Annotated in this window: 14 protein-coding genes and 3 pseudogenes; 5 read left to right on the top strand and 12 right to left on the bottom strand. The window is 66.7% G+C overall.

Going from position 1 to position 17,025, the window contains the following annotated elements:
- Window positions 1-95 precede the first annotated feature (95 nt).
- The 5 genes and pseudogenes from AB0E14_RS36750 to AB0E14_RS36770 all read right to left on the bottom strand — a co-directional run.
- A pseudogene (locus tag AB0E14_RS36750) lies at window positions 96-347 on the bottom strand (transposase family protein); the annotation flags it as partial.
- A 61-nt stretch (window positions 348-408) separates the two neighbouring features.
- A pseudogene (locus tag AB0E14_RS36755) lies at window positions 409-930 on the bottom strand (transposase family protein); the annotation flags it as partial.
- 187 nt (window positions 931-1,117) lie between these two features.
- The gene (locus tag AB0E14_RS36760) at window positions 1,118-2,119 is read right to left on the bottom strand and encodes a hypothetical protein (protein ID WP_362428867.1); all 1,002 of its coding nucleotides are present in this window, start codon (window positions 2,117-2,119) and stop codon (window positions 1,118-1,120) included.
- A 47-nt stretch (window positions 2,120-2,166) separates the two neighbouring features.
- Window positions 2,167-2,787, bottom strand: coding sequence for a hypothetical protein (locus AB0E14_RS36765; RefSeq protein ID WP_362428870.1), 621 nt, complete (start codon window positions 2,785-2,787; stop codon window positions 2,167-2,169).
- Window positions 2,788-3,303: 516 nt separating this feature from the next.
- Window positions 3,304-3,435 carry a hypothetical protein gene (locus AB0E14_RS36770; protein WP_362428873.1) on the bottom strand — a complete coding sequence of 44 codons (132 nt, stop codon included), beginning with the start codon at window positions 3,433-3,435 and terminating at the stop codon, window positions 3,304-3,306.
- A 185-nt stretch (window positions 3,436-3,620) separates the two neighbouring features.
- Here AB0E14_RS36770 and AB0E14_RS36775 point away from each other — a divergent pair.
- Window positions 3,621-3,914: pseudogene (locus tag AB0E14_RS36775) on the top strand (ISL3 family transposase); the annotation flags it as partial.
- A 229-nt stretch (window positions 3,915-4,143) separates the two neighbouring features.
- Here the strand turns inward: AB0E14_RS36775 and AB0E14_RS36780 are convergent.
- The gene (locus AB0E14_RS36780) at window positions 4,144-4,896 is read right to left on the bottom strand and encodes a TetR family transcriptional regulator C-terminal domain-containing protein (RefSeq protein ID WP_362428876.1); all 753 of its coding nucleotides are present in this window, start codon (window positions 4,894-4,896) and stop codon (window positions 4,144-4,146) included.
- A 129-nt stretch (window positions 4,897-5,025) separates the two neighbouring features.
- Here AB0E14_RS36780 and AB0E14_RS36785 point away from each other — a divergent pair, with 129 nt between their 5' ends.
- Window positions 5,026-5,961 carry an arginase family protein gene (locus AB0E14_RS36785; RefSeq protein WP_362428904.1) on the top strand — a complete coding sequence of 312 codons (936 nt, stop codon included), beginning with the start codon at window positions 5,026-5,028 and terminating at the stop codon, window positions 5,959-5,961.
- A 592-nt stretch (window positions 5,962-6,553) separates the two neighbouring features.
- Here AB0E14_RS36785 and AB0E14_RS36790 read toward each other — a convergent pair.
- Genes AB0E14_RS36790 through AB0E14_RS36805 form a run of 4 tightly spaced genes read right to left on the bottom strand, consistent with a single transcriptional unit; the run spans window position 6,554 to window position 10,051 of the window.
- Entirely contained in the window at window positions 6,554-7,759 is a 1,206-nt protein-coding gene (locus AB0E14_RS36790) for an ABC transporter permease (RefSeq protein ID WP_362428880.1), read from the bottom strand.
- Complete coding sequence (locus tag AB0E14_RS36795; protein WP_362428883.1) at window positions 7,759-8,496, bottom strand: ABC transporter ATP-binding protein; 738 nt, start codon at window positions 8,494-8,496, stop codon at window positions 7,759-7,761. The genes AB0E14_RS36790 and AB0E14_RS36795 overlap by 1 nt, the downstream gene beginning before the upstream one ends.
- Entirely contained in the window at window positions 8,493-9,572 is a 1,080-nt protein-coding gene (locus AB0E14_RS36800) for a peptidoglycan-binding protein (protein ID WP_362428886.1), read from the bottom strand. The genes AB0E14_RS36795 and AB0E14_RS36800 overlap by 4 nt, the downstream gene beginning before the upstream one ends.
- Entirely contained in the window at window positions 9,551-10,051 is a 501-nt protein-coding gene (locus AB0E14_RS36805) for a hypothetical protein (RefSeq protein WP_362428889.1), read from the bottom strand. Before AB0E14_RS36805 ends, AB0E14_RS36800 begins: the two co-directional genes overlap by 22 nt.
- Window positions 10,052-10,139: 88 nt before the next feature.
- Here AB0E14_RS36805 and AB0E14_RS36810 point away from each other — a divergent pair, with 88 nt between their 5' ends.
- Window positions 10,140-10,799, top strand: coding sequence for a response regulator transcription factor (locus AB0E14_RS36810; RefSeq protein WP_362428892.1), 660 nt, complete (start codon window positions 10,140-10,142; stop codon window positions 10,797-10,799).
- Between the two features lie 68 nt (window positions 10,800-10,867).
- A complete protein-coding gene (locus AB0E14_RS36815; protein WP_362428907.1) occupies window positions 10,868-12,076 on the top strand; it encodes an ATP-binding protein in 1,209 nt (402 codons plus the stop codon).
- A gap of 136 nt (window positions 12,077-12,212) precedes the next feature.
- Here AB0E14_RS36815 and AB0E14_RS36820 read toward each other — a convergent pair whose 3' ends face one another.
- Complete coding sequence (locus AB0E14_RS36820) at window positions 12,213-13,034, bottom strand: DeoR/GlpR family DNA-binding transcription regulator (RefSeq protein ID WP_362428895.1); 822 nt, start codon at window positions 13,032-13,034, stop codon at window positions 12,213-12,215.
- A gap of 919 nt (window positions 13,035-13,953) precedes the next feature.
- Window positions 13,954-14,856 (bottom strand): hypothetical protein, encoded by a 903-nt coding sequence (locus AB0E14_RS36825; protein WP_362428898.1) that lies wholly within the window; start codon window positions 14,854-14,856, stop codon window positions 13,954-13,956.
- A 576-nt stretch (window positions 14,857-15,432) separates the two neighbouring features.
- On the opposite strand from AB0E14_RS36825, the gene AB0E14_RS36830 reads away from it, so the two are divergent.
- Window positions 15,433-16,776, top strand: coding sequence for a hypothetical protein (locus tag AB0E14_RS36830; protein WP_362428901.1), 1,344 nt, complete (start codon window positions 15,433-15,435; stop codon window positions 16,774-16,776).
- Window positions 16,777-17,025 lie beyond the last annotated feature (249 nt).

Below are 17,025 nucleotides of genomic sequence, written 5' to 3' on the forward strand. Positions count from 1 at the left end.
CAACAGGCACCGAACGTCTACGAACAGCAGTCAGCTACTCTGACACTTGCCGCATAACGACACGAACAGGTGTCCACCTTTTGGGGACAAGGCCCTTGGATGACCCGGCAGACGGTGGCCGGGGATATCCCGAAAAGCGGGGCGAGCTGCCGCATGGTGAGGTTGGTGCGGTAGTAGACAGCCACGAGCAGGACCCGGTCGGTCAGCGGCAGGCACCACGGCCGGCCACCACCGGGACCGTTCCCGCCCCGCTCGCGCACCGCCTTCACCAGCTTCGCGAACCGGCCGATTCGCAAGCCCGTGAACGTCTCCACCCACACCGGCTCAGCCCGCAACACCCCACCCATACAGGGAAAATGCCCGGAACTGAGCCTTCTGCAACACCCTTTAGGTACGCCTTGATGCTCCTGCCCAGCATCTGAGTCCTGACTTGGGTGAGGGCTTCGATGATCCCGTGCTGCCGTGCGGCGGTCAGGTCGTGGACGGACCCTGGCAGGGCGGGGTACGCCCATAGCAGCCGATCGGATCGGGGAGGACCTGGACGTTCATGCCGTGGGGCTTGTGTTTCCGGGAGCAGTACGGGGTATCGGCGGCGATCAGGTCGATCGGCAGGAGCATGCCGTCCAGGACCACGAACGTTTTCGTCGATGCCGTTCGCACGGCGTCGACCAGGGCAGGAGCGAAGTCGGCCAAGAGGCCGACGGCTTCGGCGACGTACCGGTAGGCGGTCGTGGTTCCGATGCCGAATCCGGCTGCGAGCCGGGCATATGTGTGCCCCACCCGCAAATTGGGCCAGCGCGAGCAGGGCTTGACGGCCGACGCTCAGACGCCGCCAGCGGGAGCCGATCGCACGACGGTGCTGCCGCAGACGGGTGGACAGGAAACGCAGGGCAGAACTGGCACGTCGACACCCGACGGGTAGACAAGCATGCGAAGCCCCTGGTGAAGACGGTTCTCTTGGTCGAGAACCCATCTACCAGGGGCTTCACCAGGTTGTCAGCCCAACCGGCAAGCTCCTGCCGCAGGTTGGAAAGAGCTCATCGTCCAGGCCGTCTTCACCACACGTCAGCATGCGGTTGGAAAAGGCTCGTTGGTGTTGATTCTCAGATTTTCGCCCTCACCGGACGTTCTCGGGACCGGTCATCGTGGCCATGAACCGTTGATAGAACTTCCCACTACCAGTTACCGTCGGAGTATTACCTTCGAGTCCAATCCTGATTTCACCGGTGTGGGTCACTACGCTGGCAAGCGCCCTCTCCTGCCAAAGGAGCACCATGCTAATAGGCGCGCCCGGGGTTGCATTTATGTCTATTCTAGCATCGACCGAGATGCCGCTAGAAATCATGGACTTAACGGATTCAACACTTTCCTCTGGTCTCACTCGAAAATTCTCGATATGATGCTCTTGCCGCCCTTCATATGCCATATCAGCACGGTTGAGTTTTCTCGAAATATCGGCTTTCTCAAGGTAATGTTTGTCTGATCTTTTGATTCTCCTAAGAATTTTCTCCAGCCGCTTTCGTTCCTCTCGCCGGAGCCTTAGGAGGCGTTTCTCCCTCTTTTCGAGAGTAGGAATCCTCTCATCGCCCTCTTTGAGAACCCGAATATTAGCGTAGACTCTATCGAGTTCGGAATCATACCTGCTGATCTCTTTCTCGATTCCCTCCTTTCTTCGGTTCAAAATATTGACCTCTTCTTTAGAGGCTATCGAAAGGTTGGCAAGTTCACCACTCCCGATCGCTGGTTGCAGGCGCGGTTTATACGAGAGCACGTCGAAGGAAATAACGAGAGGGTAGCGTGTCGCGGTGAGCCAGGATTTCTGGACCTCTTTTCGGTTACTTGCACGAACGCCCCCTTCCGTATTGGCATTGTTCGCCATGCCGCGCCCCGTTGCCACGGGACTCAACTTCTCGAATAGGCCGTAAATGCGCGTGTGGCTGAACCAGACCCCTGAAATCTGCCAGCTCACACGCACCGCGTCCGGGGGAACATGAACGTTTTCGCGACGGTTGTTCAAGGGGATATTTTGCTTCACCTCGGTGGTTATCTTTCCGCCGATCTGGGAAACGATGGTGATCGCGGCGTTGAGCACCTGCGCGGCGGGTATCACGTCCGGCATGACTGTCATTTTTCCGACTTCCAGTTCTGTGGTTTGTATGATTTAGTTTAGATGTCAGACGGTGGTGTGTCGTCGTCGACCACTTCCACTACGAGATACTTGGCCACTCTGGCAATCTCCCCGGCAGTTATCGAACCGTCGGGATCAGCGAACTCCTCCAGTGTCGCGATGATGAGCTCAGGCGTGACATCCGGTCGCGAGCTTCGCTCCTTCGTCGCGAGTCGGGTAGAAGCCGGCCCCGGCTGAGAGGGAGTCTCAGCATTCAGAGCCGCAGGCGCCGAACTCTCGGTGTGCTGGTGAGCGGGAGCTGAGTCGGCCCCTCCAGCCCAGTAAGCGGCGAGAATGCCGACATAAGCCTCGTAGAATGTCGGATAGAAGTCCCAGAAGAGGGGCGCGAGGGTTTTCTGATACTCTTCGGCCGTGGTGCCTTCGGGCAGGGAATTGACTTGTGCCTGCCTGGTGCATTCATGGAAGTACCAAATAAGGCACTCGAGGAAGGAGCTCGGCCCTGGTTCCGGGTACTCCTTGGAATATCCGCGATATCCCCTCAATTCGGTGCAGTAGTCCTCCCAGCTGAGCTGGGGTGCTCTCACCCAGTTGTCGATCAGATAGGTCCAGGCGTCATCGGTACGCTGGGGCGGATCTATCCACGGGTCGGTCATATCCATTGTGTTGCTCCCCTGGAGGTCAAGGTGAGTTTGTATGGAATTGCATGCTGTGGTACACCTGCTGCCTGGACAGTACTCCCGGCTGATGTCTCGTAGCAGATCCGGGTCGGGCATGCTCTTGTGCTATTCAGGTCGCCCGACCAGATGCCTCTCTGGGCAACCGGAAGCCCGTATGCCCGATGTGGATGAGTCGTCATGGACTTCTCCGTCCTCGGGAAGTAATTCGTTCGACTCTGTCCCGTTATCGGCTGTAGACCGCGGGCTCTTCGAGTACCTCGGCGGCCTCAACAACCCCGTCACATCCAGAAACGGCTCGGCTGCCTCTGCCACATCGAGCACGAGGAGAAGTGACATGCCAGCCTGGCGACGACCGAACATGTGAAACCTGATACCACGTCAATCAGTTCTGATCAGCCACTGATCCTTTTCCAACCTGCTGCGGGCGAGTGGCAGTTGGGCTGACAACGTGATGAAGCCCTGGCTGACGTCTCTCCCGTGATCTTGGACTCGCGATGGTTATGCGGCGAGAGCCTGCTGATGCCGCTGCCGGGTCTCAGCCGGGGTGAGGTAGCCGAAGATCTTGTGCTCGCGCAGCCGGCGGCTCGGCATCGCCTGCGAGACCACTCCACGGGTGGACGCGTCGATCACTTCACTCTTGCCCGACAGGGGCTCACGGACCCGTCGCTCGCCTGCAGGGCTGGCGCCAACACATGCCCGCCGACCGCTCGGAGACCCCGTACATCGCCACCGCCAGGCCGTACGTCCGTACCCGCCCCGACTCCAGCGTGTGCACACCACCGGCAACCGCAGACCCTCCTGCACATCGGCCCCCCACTCTGGAAGCGTGGCTACGCGGGCATCCGGGCATCGAGGCCGTGTGCCGGAACGGATCAGCTGCCTACGCTCAGGCCGTCCGCCGAGCCCTGCCCGACGCGGTGCAGATCAGTGACCGCTGGCACCCTTGTGGCAACCTCGCCGAGGTCGTCCTCAAGGAGGTCACCGCGCACAGCACCTGCTGGGCGAAAGCGGACCCGCCTTCGGCCGAGGGAAACAGGCCGCCACCACCCGCGAGCGAGCACAGGCAGCGGGTCCACGCCTTGCGCGAGCGCAGAGTCGGACTGCTGGAGGCCGAGGATCTGCCCTCACCTGCATGCCATCACCCGGGGCCGCGAGAAGGCCCGCGTCGCAGTCGACGCCGCTCTCAGCCTGCCGCACCACAACGGCGGAGGCGCCGAAGGCGTGAACAACAAGGCCAAGCTGATCAAGCGCCAGCTGTACGGCCGCGCGAGCTTCCCTCTCCTCCGCCGAACGACTGACAGTCCTGCGGCTGGCGGACCGGTGGTGGCGGGGTCGGCGTCAGGGCCGGCCGGCCGCGCGCGGTGCTCGGCGGCGGCGGGGGGTGGCCCGGGGGGTTTCGAGGTCGACGCGGGGTATGCCGGGGTCGGGCAGGGGCTGGAAGGGCAGCACACCGGAGTGTCCTACGGCCAGGGCGAGTTGGCGTCCGGCCAGACGACGGGCGTCGGCGACGGTCAGCTCACTCTTCTCGGTGATGAGCTGGTGGGTCAGGCCTTCCAGGAGGGCGAGGGCGATCGTCGCAACGTCGCCCGGGTCGCATGTGCCGAACTCACCGCATCGCCGTCCCGCGTCGACGGCGGCGGCGATGGGGTCATGGATCCGCCGGCGCAACTCGGCAAGTGTGCGGCCGAGTTCAGGCGATCCGGTCGAGCGGATCTTCAGCTCGGCCCACAGCCGGCATTCGAGGACGTCGTCATGGGTGAGCGGGAGCCCGAAGTCGATGAGATCGGCCAGGCGCTCGGCGGGCCGGTCGCGATGGGCCTGACGGGCGCGGCGTTCCACGCGGGCTTCGGCTCGGCTGAAGGAGTACGCGAGGGCGTCCATGAGCAGCCGTTCCCGCGACGCGAAGTGGTAGTGCAGCAGTGAGCTGGAAACCGCCGCCCGCTCGGCGATGCTCGCGAGTCGTACGCCGTCGAAACCGTCCCGGGCGATCAGCTCGACCGCTGCCTGGAGGATGCCGTCCCTGGCTCCGCCGCTCCTGGCTTCCGCGCCGTCCCCGATGTAAGGCTCGGCCCTGTCCATCGCCTCGTTCACGGCATCGATCCTGTCACAGCACTTGCCTCCCCACAGTCCCTGACTTTAATGTCAGGCCACTTCCTGACTTTAACATCAGGCGGTGACCTCGGAAGAGCTGGGAGAACGACGATGGGCCGATACGAAGCGATGCTCGGACCCGGCGGCGCCACGTTCCTCGGGGTCGAGCGCTGCACTCTGGGCGAGCCCGACACCTACAAGGGCGCCGACGTGGTGATCGTGGCCGCGCCGGGGGCCGGAGGGGCGAACCACCGCCCGCGGGCCCGGTCCGGTGCGTCGTCCGCGCGGAGACCGCTCCCCCTACGGGTGGACGCGCTCCGTGAGCTGCGCGTGCTGGACGCCGGAGAGGTGGAGGCGTTCTCCGAGACCGCCGAGAGCATGGCCGCGATCGAGGAGGCCGTGACGGCCATTGCCGAGGCCGGCGCCGTGCCGGTGGTCCTGGGTGAGCACGAAGCGGTCACGGTGCCGGACGTCACCGGTGTGGCACGGCACTACGGCACGGGCCTCGCGGTCATTTATTTCGAATCCGCTGGTCGCGGCCCCGGCCCGGCTGCGCGCCGGCTGCTGGAGTCGGGAACGGTGCGCGATGACCGTTTCCTGCGGGTGGGCCGAAGGGAGCGCCTGCCGGTTCCGGAAATGCCGGAGGTGCCCGAACGGGCAACGTGCGAGGGCACGCGCTCGTACGACACGGTCCAGATCGGCACGCGCGGCGTCGACAGCTGCGTCACCGAGGCGATGACCATCGCTCTCGACGATTGCGACGCGGTGTTCCTGTCCGTCGACATCGACGTGGTCGGCCCGGAGAGGGCAGCGGGCATCGGGGCCAGTGAGCCGGGCGCCATCACCCCCCGGCAGCTTCTGGAAGCGGTGCGTCGGCTGGCCTGCGAGCTGCCGATCGTCGGCATGGAAGTCGTAGAGAGCTCTCCCCCGTACCAGGCGGACACCACCGGGTTCCTCGGCAGCCGGGTCGTCCTGGAGGCCCTGTCCGGCATCGCGTCCCGCCGCCGGGGTGACGCCTGGAGCCCCGCCCGCTCTCTGCTGGTGGGATGCGGCAGTCTCGCCTGAGCCACGCAGAGCTCAGCTCCGCAGCAATGTGGCCCATGGCGATCCGTGATGGAGAACGTGCACCGCGAGTGAGCGTTTCAGAAGCCGCGGGGTTCGGGGTTCCCGCCATCTTTGGCCACACCCGCCGTGCCTGTCCCGCGCGGGTGGGCAGTCGGTCGGTCACTCCCGCCGCCGTAGGGGCAGCCTTGGAGGCACTTCGGCACGCACACAACAGGCGCAAGCCTCCGACGGGATCCGCGCTTCCCGCGATCACCGCGCCCGCGCTGGTCCACCGGCGACGAGGGTCGGCTGGTCTCCGCCGGTCTGACCGGCTCCCCGCTCGGCAGGCGGGACGGACTCGTCGGGACGCGGGTCCTGCTTCTCAGCCGCTACCGGCACAACGCGCCCGAGCACTATCTGGTGGAGAGCGTGGGACGGGCGCACGGTCCGGTTCGGCGTCGGCCGGCAGGCAGGCAGGGACAGGAACCGTTCCGACCCCATGCGCCGCTGACCACGGCTGGTCGGCCACGCGCGTCTCCGCACCCGTACGGCGAGCCCCCAGGCCGTAGCCCTCGGACCTCGCCGTAGGGTAGTCGGGCGGGTCCGCGTCCCGTCACGCTGCCGCGAGCGCCAGCGTCGGGGACAGCCGCGACGCGCGGACCGCCGGGTACAGACCCGCGACCGTGCCGATCACCAGCGTCGCGGCGAAGCCGCCGGCGACCGCCCACGGCGGGACCACCCACGGCAGGCCGCCCGTGTACGCGTACACACCCGTCGCCGCGCCGCCGAGCGCCACGCCCGCGAGCCCGCCGAGGCCGGAGAGCATCAGGGACTCCGTGATGAACTGGATCCTGATCTGGCCCCTGGTCGCCCCCAACGAGCGCCGCAGACCGATCTCGTGGCGGCGCTCGAGCACCGAGATGATCATGGTGTTCGCGACGCCGACCCCGCCCACCAGCAGGGCGATGCCGCCCAGGCCCAGGAGCAGGGTGGAGAACGCGCCCTCCGTGGCCGCCTTGGCCCGGAGGGCCGAGGACGGGTCGCTCACCCGGACGTTCTGCGGGTTCTGCGGGTCGATCGTCGGAGCCAGCAGCTTCTGCACCGACGGCACGGACGCGTCGGTGGACCGCTCGTAGACCACTGTCGGATGCCCGTCGAAGCCCAGCAGTTTCTGCGCGCCCTCCCAGCCCACCAGCGCCGAGCGTTCGATCTCCGGCGCGAGGGGCAGGGGGTCGAGGATGCCGACGACCGTGAAGTACCGGTCGTCGATCCATACCTGACGCCCCGGCTCGGTGATGCCGAGCCGCTCCGCGGCCACATGGCCGAGGACGACCGAAGGGTAGCGCCCGTTGGCGGCGTTCAGCCAGGTACCGGTGCCCATGCCGCCGCGCAGCACGTCGAGCAGTCCCTCCGTGGTGGCCTTCACCGCGATGCCGCCGGTCTCGCCCTCGGGGATCTTCTCGGACCGCCGTACCGAGTGCGTGAGTTCGCCGGTGGCCCCGACGTGCTCGACGCCCTCGATCCGCCCCACCATGCCGACCGCGTCCTTGGGCAACGTGACCTCCTCTCCGCTGAACATCCCCTCACCCGGCTTCGCCACCAGCATGTTCGTGCCGAGAGCGTCGAGCTGGCGGATCAACTGGGCCTGGCTCGAAGCCGAGATACCCACGACCGCGATCATGGTGGCGATCCCGATGGCGATGCCGAGCGCGGAGAGCACCACCCGTACGGGACGGCTGCGCAGCCCGGCCGACCCGACGTGGAGGACGTCCCTCGGCGTGAGCCGGGCTGCCCTGAGCGGCTTGCGTGTACGGGGCATCAGACGCCGGCCTTTCCGAGCGCGATGCCGTGCGCGGCGGCCGCAGTGTTCGCGGTGTCCGCCGTGACCCGACCGTCACGGATGCGGACCTGGCGGGGCAACCGTCCGGCGATCTCCGTGTCGTGGGTGATCACCGCGATCGTGGCGCCCTGCGCGTTGAGCTCGTGCAGCAGCTCCATCACGGCCTCGCCGGACGCCGAGTCCAGCGCGCCGGTGGGCTCGTCGGCGAGCAGCAGATCCGGCTCGCCGACGACCGCGCGGGCGATGGCGACCCGCTGCTTCTGTCCGCCGGACAGTTCGTGCGGCCGGTGCCCCATCCGGTCGGCGAGCCCGACACGGTCGAGGGCGTCCGCGGCCATCGACCGCCGCCGGGCCCTGGGGAGTCCGGAGTAGAGCAGCCCCTCCGCGACGTTCTCCAGCGCGCCGACCCCGGGCACCAGGTGGAACGCCTGGAACACGAACCCGATGTGCCGGGAGCGCAGTGCGGAGAGCCGACGGTCGGTCAGCGACGCCACGTCGTGGCCCGCGATCTCGACCGTTCCCGCGCTGGGCCGGTCCAGGGTGCCGACGATGTGCAGGAGGGTGGACTTGCCGGATCCGGACGGGCCGACGATGCCGAGGAGTTCCCCCTCGCCGACGGTCAGATCGACCCCGTCGAGGGCGCGGACCCCGCCCGCGTACTCCTTGGTGACCCCGGACAGACGTACGACCGTACTCACGGTACTGACATCGGTCATGCGGACGGCACCCCGACCTTCATGCCCTCCCGTAGACCGCTGCCGCTGATCTCCACGCGGCCCTGGCCGAACATGCCGAGTTCCACCTCGACGTCCCGCGCCGTGCCGTTCTCGACGACCTGGATGCCGAAGCCGCCGCCGGGCAGGGCGAGCAGCGCGTTGACGGGGACGGTGAGCACGTCCTTGCGCGTCTCACCGGTGAGTTCGACGGTGACAGGGGACTGGTCGACGCCGGTGACCTTCTCCGGCGCGTCGAAGGAGACCGTGACGTCGATCTTCGGGGTCCGGTCCTGAGGATCGTCACCCCCGGAGGCCGTCCTGCCGACGGAGGACACCTTGCCGGGGGCACGCGCCCCGTCCGGCAGCTGCACGACGACCCGCGTGCCGGCCTTCGCCAGGCCGGCGTCCGCCACGGGGATCCTGAACCGTACGACCCGCTCGGAACCCGTGACCGTGAGCACCGGCCGCCCGGGAGCGACCTGGTCGCCCAGAGCGGTGCCCGCCTCCTTGACGCGTACCGCGCTGCCGGCGAAGGCGATCGTGTCGGGGCCGATCGTGCCGGTCCGCTTCAGCTCGTGGGACTTCTGCCAGCGCTTCACCGCGTCGGCGGTCTTCGCCGAGAACTCCTCGTCGACCGTGAAGCCGACGTACCCGAGGGCGGCGAGGTTCTCCTCCAGCTGCCGGACGTCCTTGCCCTTGTCGCCGGTCTTCAGGGTCCGGTACATGGGCTCGGCCCCGTACATGAGCCGGACCGGCCTGCCGTCGACCTCGTACAGCCGCTCGTCCCTCTGCACGGTCGAGCCGCCCGGCGCCAGCCAGGTGAGGGTGCCCGCCGGGCCGGCGTTGATCTTCCGCTCGCCGAGGTACCCGAGCGTGCCCTCCTGCTGGGAGCTGTCGCTGAGGTCGCCGCGGGTCAGCGGCACCGTCGAGGGCGGTAGCCGCGGGCCGGCGACCGCCTGCTGTTCGTCGCCCAGAGCCAGCGCGGTCACGGCCGCGCCACCGCCGGCGACCGCCGCGATCGTGGCCAGTGCGGCCACCAGCCTGCGCCGCCCGCTCATCGCGACACGCTCTCGCACGCTTTGTTGGCCTTCTCGAACTTCTTCATCTCCTCGCCCTGCGGCAGGGGTTGCGCGGCGGTCACACCGCTCTCGCCGAAGGTCGGGTCGGGCATGTCGAAGCCGTTCTTCCGCATGCACTGGGCGTACTTGATCATCTTGTCCTTGTCGGCCTGGGTCAGCTCCTTGCCTATGCCGGCCTCGCCCTTGTCCCGGCATGCCTTGAACGCCTTCTCCAACTCCTCCTTGGACAGGCCGCCGCCGATGGTGAGCCCCACGCCTTCCTCGCCCGGCTTGGGCTCGGGGACGTCGAGGCCCTGTTCGCGCAGGCACTTCCGGTGCTCCAGTGCCTGGTCGGCCTTCTTGCCTTCCTCGCTCACGGTCTCGCCGCCCGCCTTGTCGCCTCCGCCGGCGGTGCAGGCGGTGGCAAGGAGGCAGAGGGTGGCCAGAGTGGCCGCGGCGGCCAGCTGGAGGGTCTCTCGGGTACGTCGAGTCGTCATGCCCGGGATCGTGCGGGCGGCAGGGGTTTCGTTTCTCTCACGGGATCGGTTAACAGAGACGAAAGGTCACCTTCGATACACAGGGTGCATGCGTGTACTGGTGGTGGAGGACGAGGCGTTCCTCGCTGAGATGATCGCCGAGGGGCTGCGCCGAGACGCGCTCGCCGTCGACGTGGCCGGCGACGGCCTGGAGGCCCTGCGGAAGATGCAGTTCGGCGAGTACGACGTCGTCGTCCTCGACCGTGACCTGCCGGGCCTTCACGGGGACGCCGTGTGCCGCAGGGTCGTCGAGCAGCGCCGGATGACCCGGGTCCTGATGCTGACGGCGGCGGGAACCGTACGGGACCGGGTTGACGGGCTCGGGCTCGGCGCCGACGACTACCTGACCAAGCCCTTCGCGTACGACGAACTGCTCGCCCGCGTCCTCGCCCTCGGCAGGCGCGCCCGGCCCGCGCTGCCGCCCGTCCTCGAACGCGCGGGGATCGTCCTCGACACGGCCCGCCGCCAGGCCAGCCGCGACGGCCGCCATCTGCAGCTGTCCCGGAAGGAGTTCGCCGTCCTGGAGGCCCTGCTGCGCGCGGAGGGAGCCGTCGTCAGCAGCGAGGACCTGATCGAGCAGGTCTGGGAGGAGCACACCAGATACCGCACGAACGCGGTACGGGTGACCCTGAGCAGACTCCGCGCCAAGCTGGGGGAACCACCGGGGGTGGAGACCGTGCCGGGTGCCGGCTACCGGATCGCGTCGTGAGTCGCCGGAGCCCGGAAGAGGACCCGGAGCGGGGCGGGCGCCGGATCACGGCGGCGGCGCGACGCGTCGTGGGCGGCGAACGCTCGCGGCTGACGGCGCTGTACGGCGGGCTGCTGCTGCTTGCCGGAGCGCTGCTCACGGGAGTCGTGTACTTCCTGGTCAAGGAGGGGCTCTACGCCTCGATCAACGTGGCGATGACCACCGCCGTCCCCGCGCAGAGCCTCGAAGAGCTCCCCGCCACCGCGTCACCCCTGTGGCGGGAGGCCGTGCCCCCCAGCCTGGGCCCGTTGCCACCAAGGGGCAGGGGTGTGGCGATCCCCCGGGTGCTGAGCGACGCCGCCGAGAGTGCCGCTCTGGAGCGGCTGCTGACGGTCTCCCTCGTCGCCCTCGCGGTCTACGCGATCGTGTCCGTCGCCCTCGCCTGGTGGATGGCGGGCCGGGTCCTGCGGCCCGTGGCCGTCATCACCGACACCGCCCGGCGACTGTCGGGCGAGAACCTGCACGAGAGGATCGCGCTGCCGGGACCGCCAGGGGAGCTGAAGCACCTCGCGGACACCTTCGACGGGATGCTCGGCCGGATGGAACGGCTGGTCTCGGCGCAGCAGCGGTTCGCCGCGAACGCGGCGCACGAACTGCGGACCGCGCTCGCCGTGCAACGGGCGGCGGCCGAGATCGGACTCGCGGGCGAGCCGGAGCCGCAGCGGGTCGCACGGATCCGCGCGAAGCTGATCGAGGTCGCCGACGACAGCGAACGGACCATCGAGGGGCTGCTGCTGCTCGCCGCCTGCGACCAGGGACTGCGGGAGCGGCGGCCGGTGGCGGTGCACGAGACCGCCCGCCGCGCGGCGCAGGCCCTGGAGGCCGAGGCCGAGGAGCGCGGTGTGACCGTCGAGCTCGACGCACGCCCCCTGACGGTGCCAGGCGACACCGTCCTCCTGGACCGCCTGCTGCACAACCTCGTCGCCAACGGCGTACGCCACAACCTGGCGGGCGGCAGTGTCCGGGTCCGGACGGGGCCGCAGGGCGTCGAGGTGGAGAACACCGGCCCGGCGGTACCTCCCGACGTGGTCCCGTTGCTCTTCGAACCCTTCCGCCGGCTGACCGAACGTACCCTCGCCCCGGGCGAGGGCGCGGGCCTCGGACTCTCGATCGTCGACTCGATCGTCCGCGCCCACGGCGCGACGGCGGAGGCCACCGCCAACACGGAGGGCGAGGGCGGGGGCCTCACGGTCCGGGTACGTTTCGCGCCGCCGGCCGGCCGTGGTACCAGCCGGTGAGCTCGGCGGGCCGGTTGGTGATGCCGTCGACGCCGTACTGCTCCTGGCCGGGCGGCACGAGCGCCCGGTGGCGCTCGCCCCTCACTGATGGCAGGGAGTTCACGGAGTTGAAGCACCCGGAAGTCGCCGTCGCGGTTCAGGATGCGCCGCCCTGGCCGGTCCGTACGCTCCTCGCAGCTGACGGAATGGTCACCACCGTCGTCGTCACGCCGAGTCTTCCGAGCGCCGCGATCATCTCCGCGTTCGCATGGGAGTCCGTGACGAGCGTGTGGACGGCGTTCGCACGGGCGAGCGTCGCCTGGTAGACCTTGCCGAGTTTCGAGCTGTCGGCCACCACGATCGTGCGTTCGGCCTGCTCCAGCATGATCCGGCCGATCTCGGCGCCGCGCGTGCTGTGGCGGGTGAATCCGGCTGCGGGGCCGATGCCGTCCGCGCCCACGACCGCGTAGTCGAACCGCTGGGAGCGCAGCGACTTCTCAGCCGCCGGTCCGACGAGGTCGTGGGACAGTGGGCTCGCGTGCCCGCCTGTCACCACGACCTTGGTCACCTGCCGTGCCATGAGAGCGGTCGCGGTGTCGAGGCCGTTGGTGACCACGGTGAGGTCGGGCCGGCCCGCCAGGCTCCTGGCCACGAAGCCGACCGTGCTTCCCCCGCCCAGCGCCAGGGTGACCGGTCGGCTCGGGATGAGGGACGAGGCCAGGGCCCCGATGCGGCGCTTGGCCTCGGTGTTCTGCGCGGCTCGCAGACTCACCGGCAGCACCGGCTCCCGGCGGGACGCGGCGATCTTGCCGTACGACCGCCGGATCAGGCCCTTCTCCTCCATCACCGCCACGTCCCGGCGGACCGTAGCCCCGGAGACGCCGAGAGTCGCCGGGAGGAAACGCACGTGCAGGTCACCGCGCTGGGACAGCAGGGTGAGAATCAGCGACATACGCGCGTCGCGCGTCCGGGTGGTCACCGGTCGCTCCTTCGCGAGGCACGGACAGGTTCCTGACCGCTTCCCCCGGAGGGCCCCCCACCCCACCCTTTCGCTCGTCCGCGCGACGATGCTTCGAAGGCCGATTCCTGGTTGTCCAGTCTCATGGGATGTACCGCGAATCTGCCGGCGTTCGCGTCAGGTGGCCGAGGGGGCGCGAGGCGACCGCCGACTGCCTCGTCTCCGCCCGTCTACCTCCACCACGGGTGGGGCGGGCGCTTGTCCTGCGCGCACGCCTGCTGCCAGGCTCACCCACCCCACCCTCTCCCGGGACCAGGGAAATTCCCCAAAGAGGAGACGCGCGTTGCCGACCGTTCGTTCGGTGACCGCCCGCCCGCCCTGTCCTTGTGAGTGATGCGATCATCCCGCCGCGCCGGTGTGCCTTGCCCCGTGTGCCCCGGACGGCTCTTCGCGGACGACCGCACCGCCCTTCATGACGAAGCGGATGTCGGTGAAGGACGCGGGTCCGCGCATTCCCGGTTACAGCGATCAGGTCGGCGTCCTTGCCCGAGGTGACGGCACCGACCCTGTCCTCACCAGCCCGCGCACTCCGCGCCGGGTGAGCGTCGCCGGGCCAAGGGACCCAGCGGCGTCCTGCTGTCGTCGCCCATCGACTTCGGCTGGCGCGCCTGCATGCCATGCGGGAAACAGCCTGCGTCGGTAGCGAAACCGACGCGCACCCCGGCTCGCATCGCCTTGGCGAAGCTCCGCCGCCGGCGTTCGGTCGCCGCGACGTTCTCGCCCGCTGCTCGTCGTCGAATTCTCGTCGGGTTCGTTCGTCCAGTCGCTCCACCAGATGTCGGCGGACAGATAGGTGCCGTGCCGCATCGCGAGTTCGTCGCACTCGTCCAGGACCTGACCCACTACCTCACCGCCCGTGCCCAGAGCGGAAGCGGTCGGGCTACCGCTGGTCCGCCCGGCCGCCTATCTGGATGATCTCCTTCTTCGTCCCCGTGTCCCTGAGTCCGGCCGTCACGGTCTGCGCCCATCGGGCATTCGCGCATGCCACCTCGATGTGGCCGGCACCGGTGACCTTTCCGCTGGGAACGCCGAGGGTTTTTCCGTTACGCCGCAGCGTGAGCGTGCCGGTGTCCACGGGATTCTGCTCCGCGGGCGTCCCGTAGGTGTGGACCTCGGCGATGCCCTTCGTGCCGATCACGAAGTACGCCTGCCCATGGAGCTGGTACACCGCATAACGGACACTTTCCCCACGATTGAGCCTTTTGCACGCCTCCCGATTGTGCTTGACGAGATCGTTGAGGGGAACCATCTTCCGGAAGAGGGCGGCGTCCCAGAGATCTTGCTCCGTCGCGCCCGTCCGTATGCGGTCGAAGACTGCCGCTTGGTCCCTATGGTAGCCACCAAAGACCTCGTCGGGGTCGATCTCCTGGTATACCGGCTCGGAAGACGCCGCAGAGGGGAAGTCCACGTCGCTCCAGGACGGTGAGACGTGATCGAGGAAAGAGATGTAGAACGTTTCCTCGGCGAGACCCTCATCGAATGCACAGTAGGGTGGCTTAGCGTGGCCGCAGAGCGATTCGAGCATATGCACCCCGCGAGGGTGGTCTATGAGGAAGTCACCCAGAGGGGGCACGAGGCCGGAATTGGCCCACGTAGGCGATATCCGGTTGTCCGAGAGGCGGAAGCAGAGCGCCTCGACCGCTTCGTGTGGCGGAAGGACTCTGCCCCCGGAACCCTGGCCGAGGCCACGAACCGCTACGACAAGCTCTTCTTTCATGTATTTCAGCAGTTCATCGAGGACAGTTTCCCTTATGGGGACGGTGAACGAACTGATCTTCTTCACGGTCTTCTCCAGCAGGGTGCCATGTGCCGCTCATGCGACCCATGCCCGAATTTTTTGGCCGAGGCGACGCAATTCCTATGAGGCTTCGTGCACCACCAAGGGCAGTGCTCCGTGCCCGAAAGGCCTCGGGCGCCACTTCGCAGGTCCGTGCGCCGGTGCCAGGAGGCCGGGAAGGGTCGTCCGCCCGGTCACGCGGAAGAAGAGCCGACAAAGCCGACTGATCCACACGAACACTCCCCTGCGCGGAGCAGGGCACAGCAGCGGCTGACCGAACGGCCCCCGTTCACGAGCGGCCTGGGGGAGCAACGACTTGCTAGCTCAGGCGTAGCCACCCTTGTGCTTGGCAGGCGTGCCAAGCGGCAGACAGGAGCCACTGAGGATTGAGGCTAGAGGTACGACCGCAAATTTCGACAGCCGGCCTGATAGCGAAAGAGCTCCTCGATCCCTCCTGGGCAGCCGTAGGGGCAGAATTGTGGGCTTCTGAGGCAGACATGGAATATTTGGCACCCGTGAACTGGCGTACGGATGGACAATCGGATCTCCACGTAACACCAAGCCAGATGCGGGTACTTTGTCATGAAAGATACTGAATGGCTGCTTTCGGCAGCTCGCGGCGAATGGACTGCAGCGACGGATGCTCTCCGGCAAGCGGGGTGGTCCCAGTCTCCTCAGCAATTTGTGACCGACCTCTACCCGCGGGCAGATTCCGCAGAGTCGGCGGCACAATATCTGGCCGAAAACGAATCAACCATTAACGGCTGCCTGTTTGCGCACGATGTCTTTGGGTGGCTGCACCCCTCAAGCCTGGGCAACTGGGAACTCGCGGCAGATCACGCACGCAAATCATTGCCCTGGCCGCAGTGCGACGAACCATGGCTCACGTGGTTGGTTCAGTGCCTGGGCAACGACTACATAAATCCAGAGAAGGACGTCGCCCGTAGTCTCTATTTGGAAATTTCTGCAGGACGTCGAGGACCAGAGAGTCTATTTCCAATCATACGGGAGGTGATGGATCAAAGGATGGATCAATTGCATCGGAAGCACGACGGGGGCCGGCAGAATCAATCCTTTGCGGAGGCTCATGATCACCGCGGCGAGGAATTGGCATACCACTCCGAGGTAGGCGACCCTGGCCCTGAGAACCTTGCGGATGCACGGCACCCGCACCCTAAGCAGCAGAACGCCATCGAAGGAACGGGAGAGGACAACGGCAATCACATATTGGCGAAGTGGGCAGGCATGGCAAAAGAGGTGAACATCGCCAACCGAGCTGCGCTTAAGAGCGCCACCCCTGGGACGTGGCTATATTTCGGTTTCAACACTCACACCGAAATCGCCATGATCGGGAATCGGGAAGGAAAAGCGGAGGGCGGAAACGAATACCATGACGAATGGTACGAGGATTTCCGTGGAGATCACCAAAAGCTACTGGTGGAAGGATACCTGCAGGTCATAGAAAGGGGAGGTCGTATCGCCAGGGGGGCGGTCCGCGTGACTGGCGAACTGGCTAGCGATTCTGGCACGAAGGAAGTGCTGCGTCGGTTCACGGAGAAGAGGATACTCCGCTCGAAAACATTCGAGTCGATAACCGACTTTTTCGAAAGAGGTAAAGGGACCCCCGAATGGGGCGAGTTCGGAAATATCGTCCGTGCGCAACAATCGGGCGAATTGATCGCGTTCCTCGAATCCTTGGGGAGGAAGAAGGCGGACCTCAACGCCATCTATTTGAAACACGTTGCAGTCGGTTCGGCAGATGAGGTCAATGCATCGGCAGCCGCGCGTACGCCGGTCGAGGAGAAGTTCAACCGCAGAGAAGAACTACAGCTAGGAGACTTCGCGAAAATAAAGGCAGACGTGCACCAGATGCTCCAGGGCAACTTCACCAGAGAGCTGCAAAGGATTCTAGGAATTGTGAACTGATTTCACGCAGAGCATTAGCCTTGTCCAAACCCGGCTAAGGGATCGCAGAAAATCAAGGTGTTGCTTCCCTCGATTCGGCTCGCTGGTGTGGTATGCGCATACCTGGCGAGGTCCTTGGTCAACTTGCGGTGAGGTTCCAGGTGTTGTTCCCACACCTAACGAGTTCGTGCACGGTAAGCGGTGAGACGTCGAGCCACGGATGGTCGATCATGGTGGGGTGGTGGGGACCGTGACTCGTGCAGCGATCGT

This window comes from Streptomyces sp. NPDC047981 (assembly GCF_040653315.1).
Taxonomy (GTDB): domain Bacteria; phylum Actinomycetota; class Actinomycetes; order Streptomycetales; family Streptomycetaceae; genus Streptomyces.

Coding starts and splice junctions, on each gene's coding strand:
- AB0E14_RS36760 (WP_362428867.1), bottom strand. CDS start 2,119: ATGCCGGACGTGATACCCGCCGCGCAGGTGCTCAACGCCGCGATCACC.
- AB0E14_RS36765 (WP_362428870.1), bottom strand. CDS start 2,787: ATGGATATGACCGACCCGTGGATAGATCCGCCCCAGCGTACCGATGAC.
- AB0E14_RS36785 (WP_362428904.1), top strand. CDS start 5,026: ATGCTCGGACCCGGCGGCGCCACGTTCCTCGGGGTCGAGCGCTGCACT.
- AB0E14_RS36790 (WP_362428880.1), bottom strand. CDS start 7,759: ATGCCCCGTACACGCAAGCCGCTCAGGGCAGCCCGGCTCACGCCGAGG.
- AB0E14_RS36795 (WP_362428883.1), bottom strand. CDS start 8,496: ATGACCGATGTCAGTACCGTGAGTACGGTCGTACGTCTGTCCGGGGTC.
- AB0E14_RS36805 (WP_362428889.1), bottom strand. CDS start 10,051: ATGACGACTCGACGTACCCGAGAGACCCTCCAGCTGGCCGCCGCGGCC.
- AB0E14_RS36810 (WP_362428892.1), top strand. CDS start 10,140: ATGCGTGTACTGGTGGTGGAGGACGAGGCGTTCCTCGCTGAGATGATC.
- AB0E14_RS36830 (WP_362428901.1), top strand. CDS start 15,433: ATGAAAGATACTGAATGGCTGCTTTCGGCAGCTCGCGGCGAATGGACT.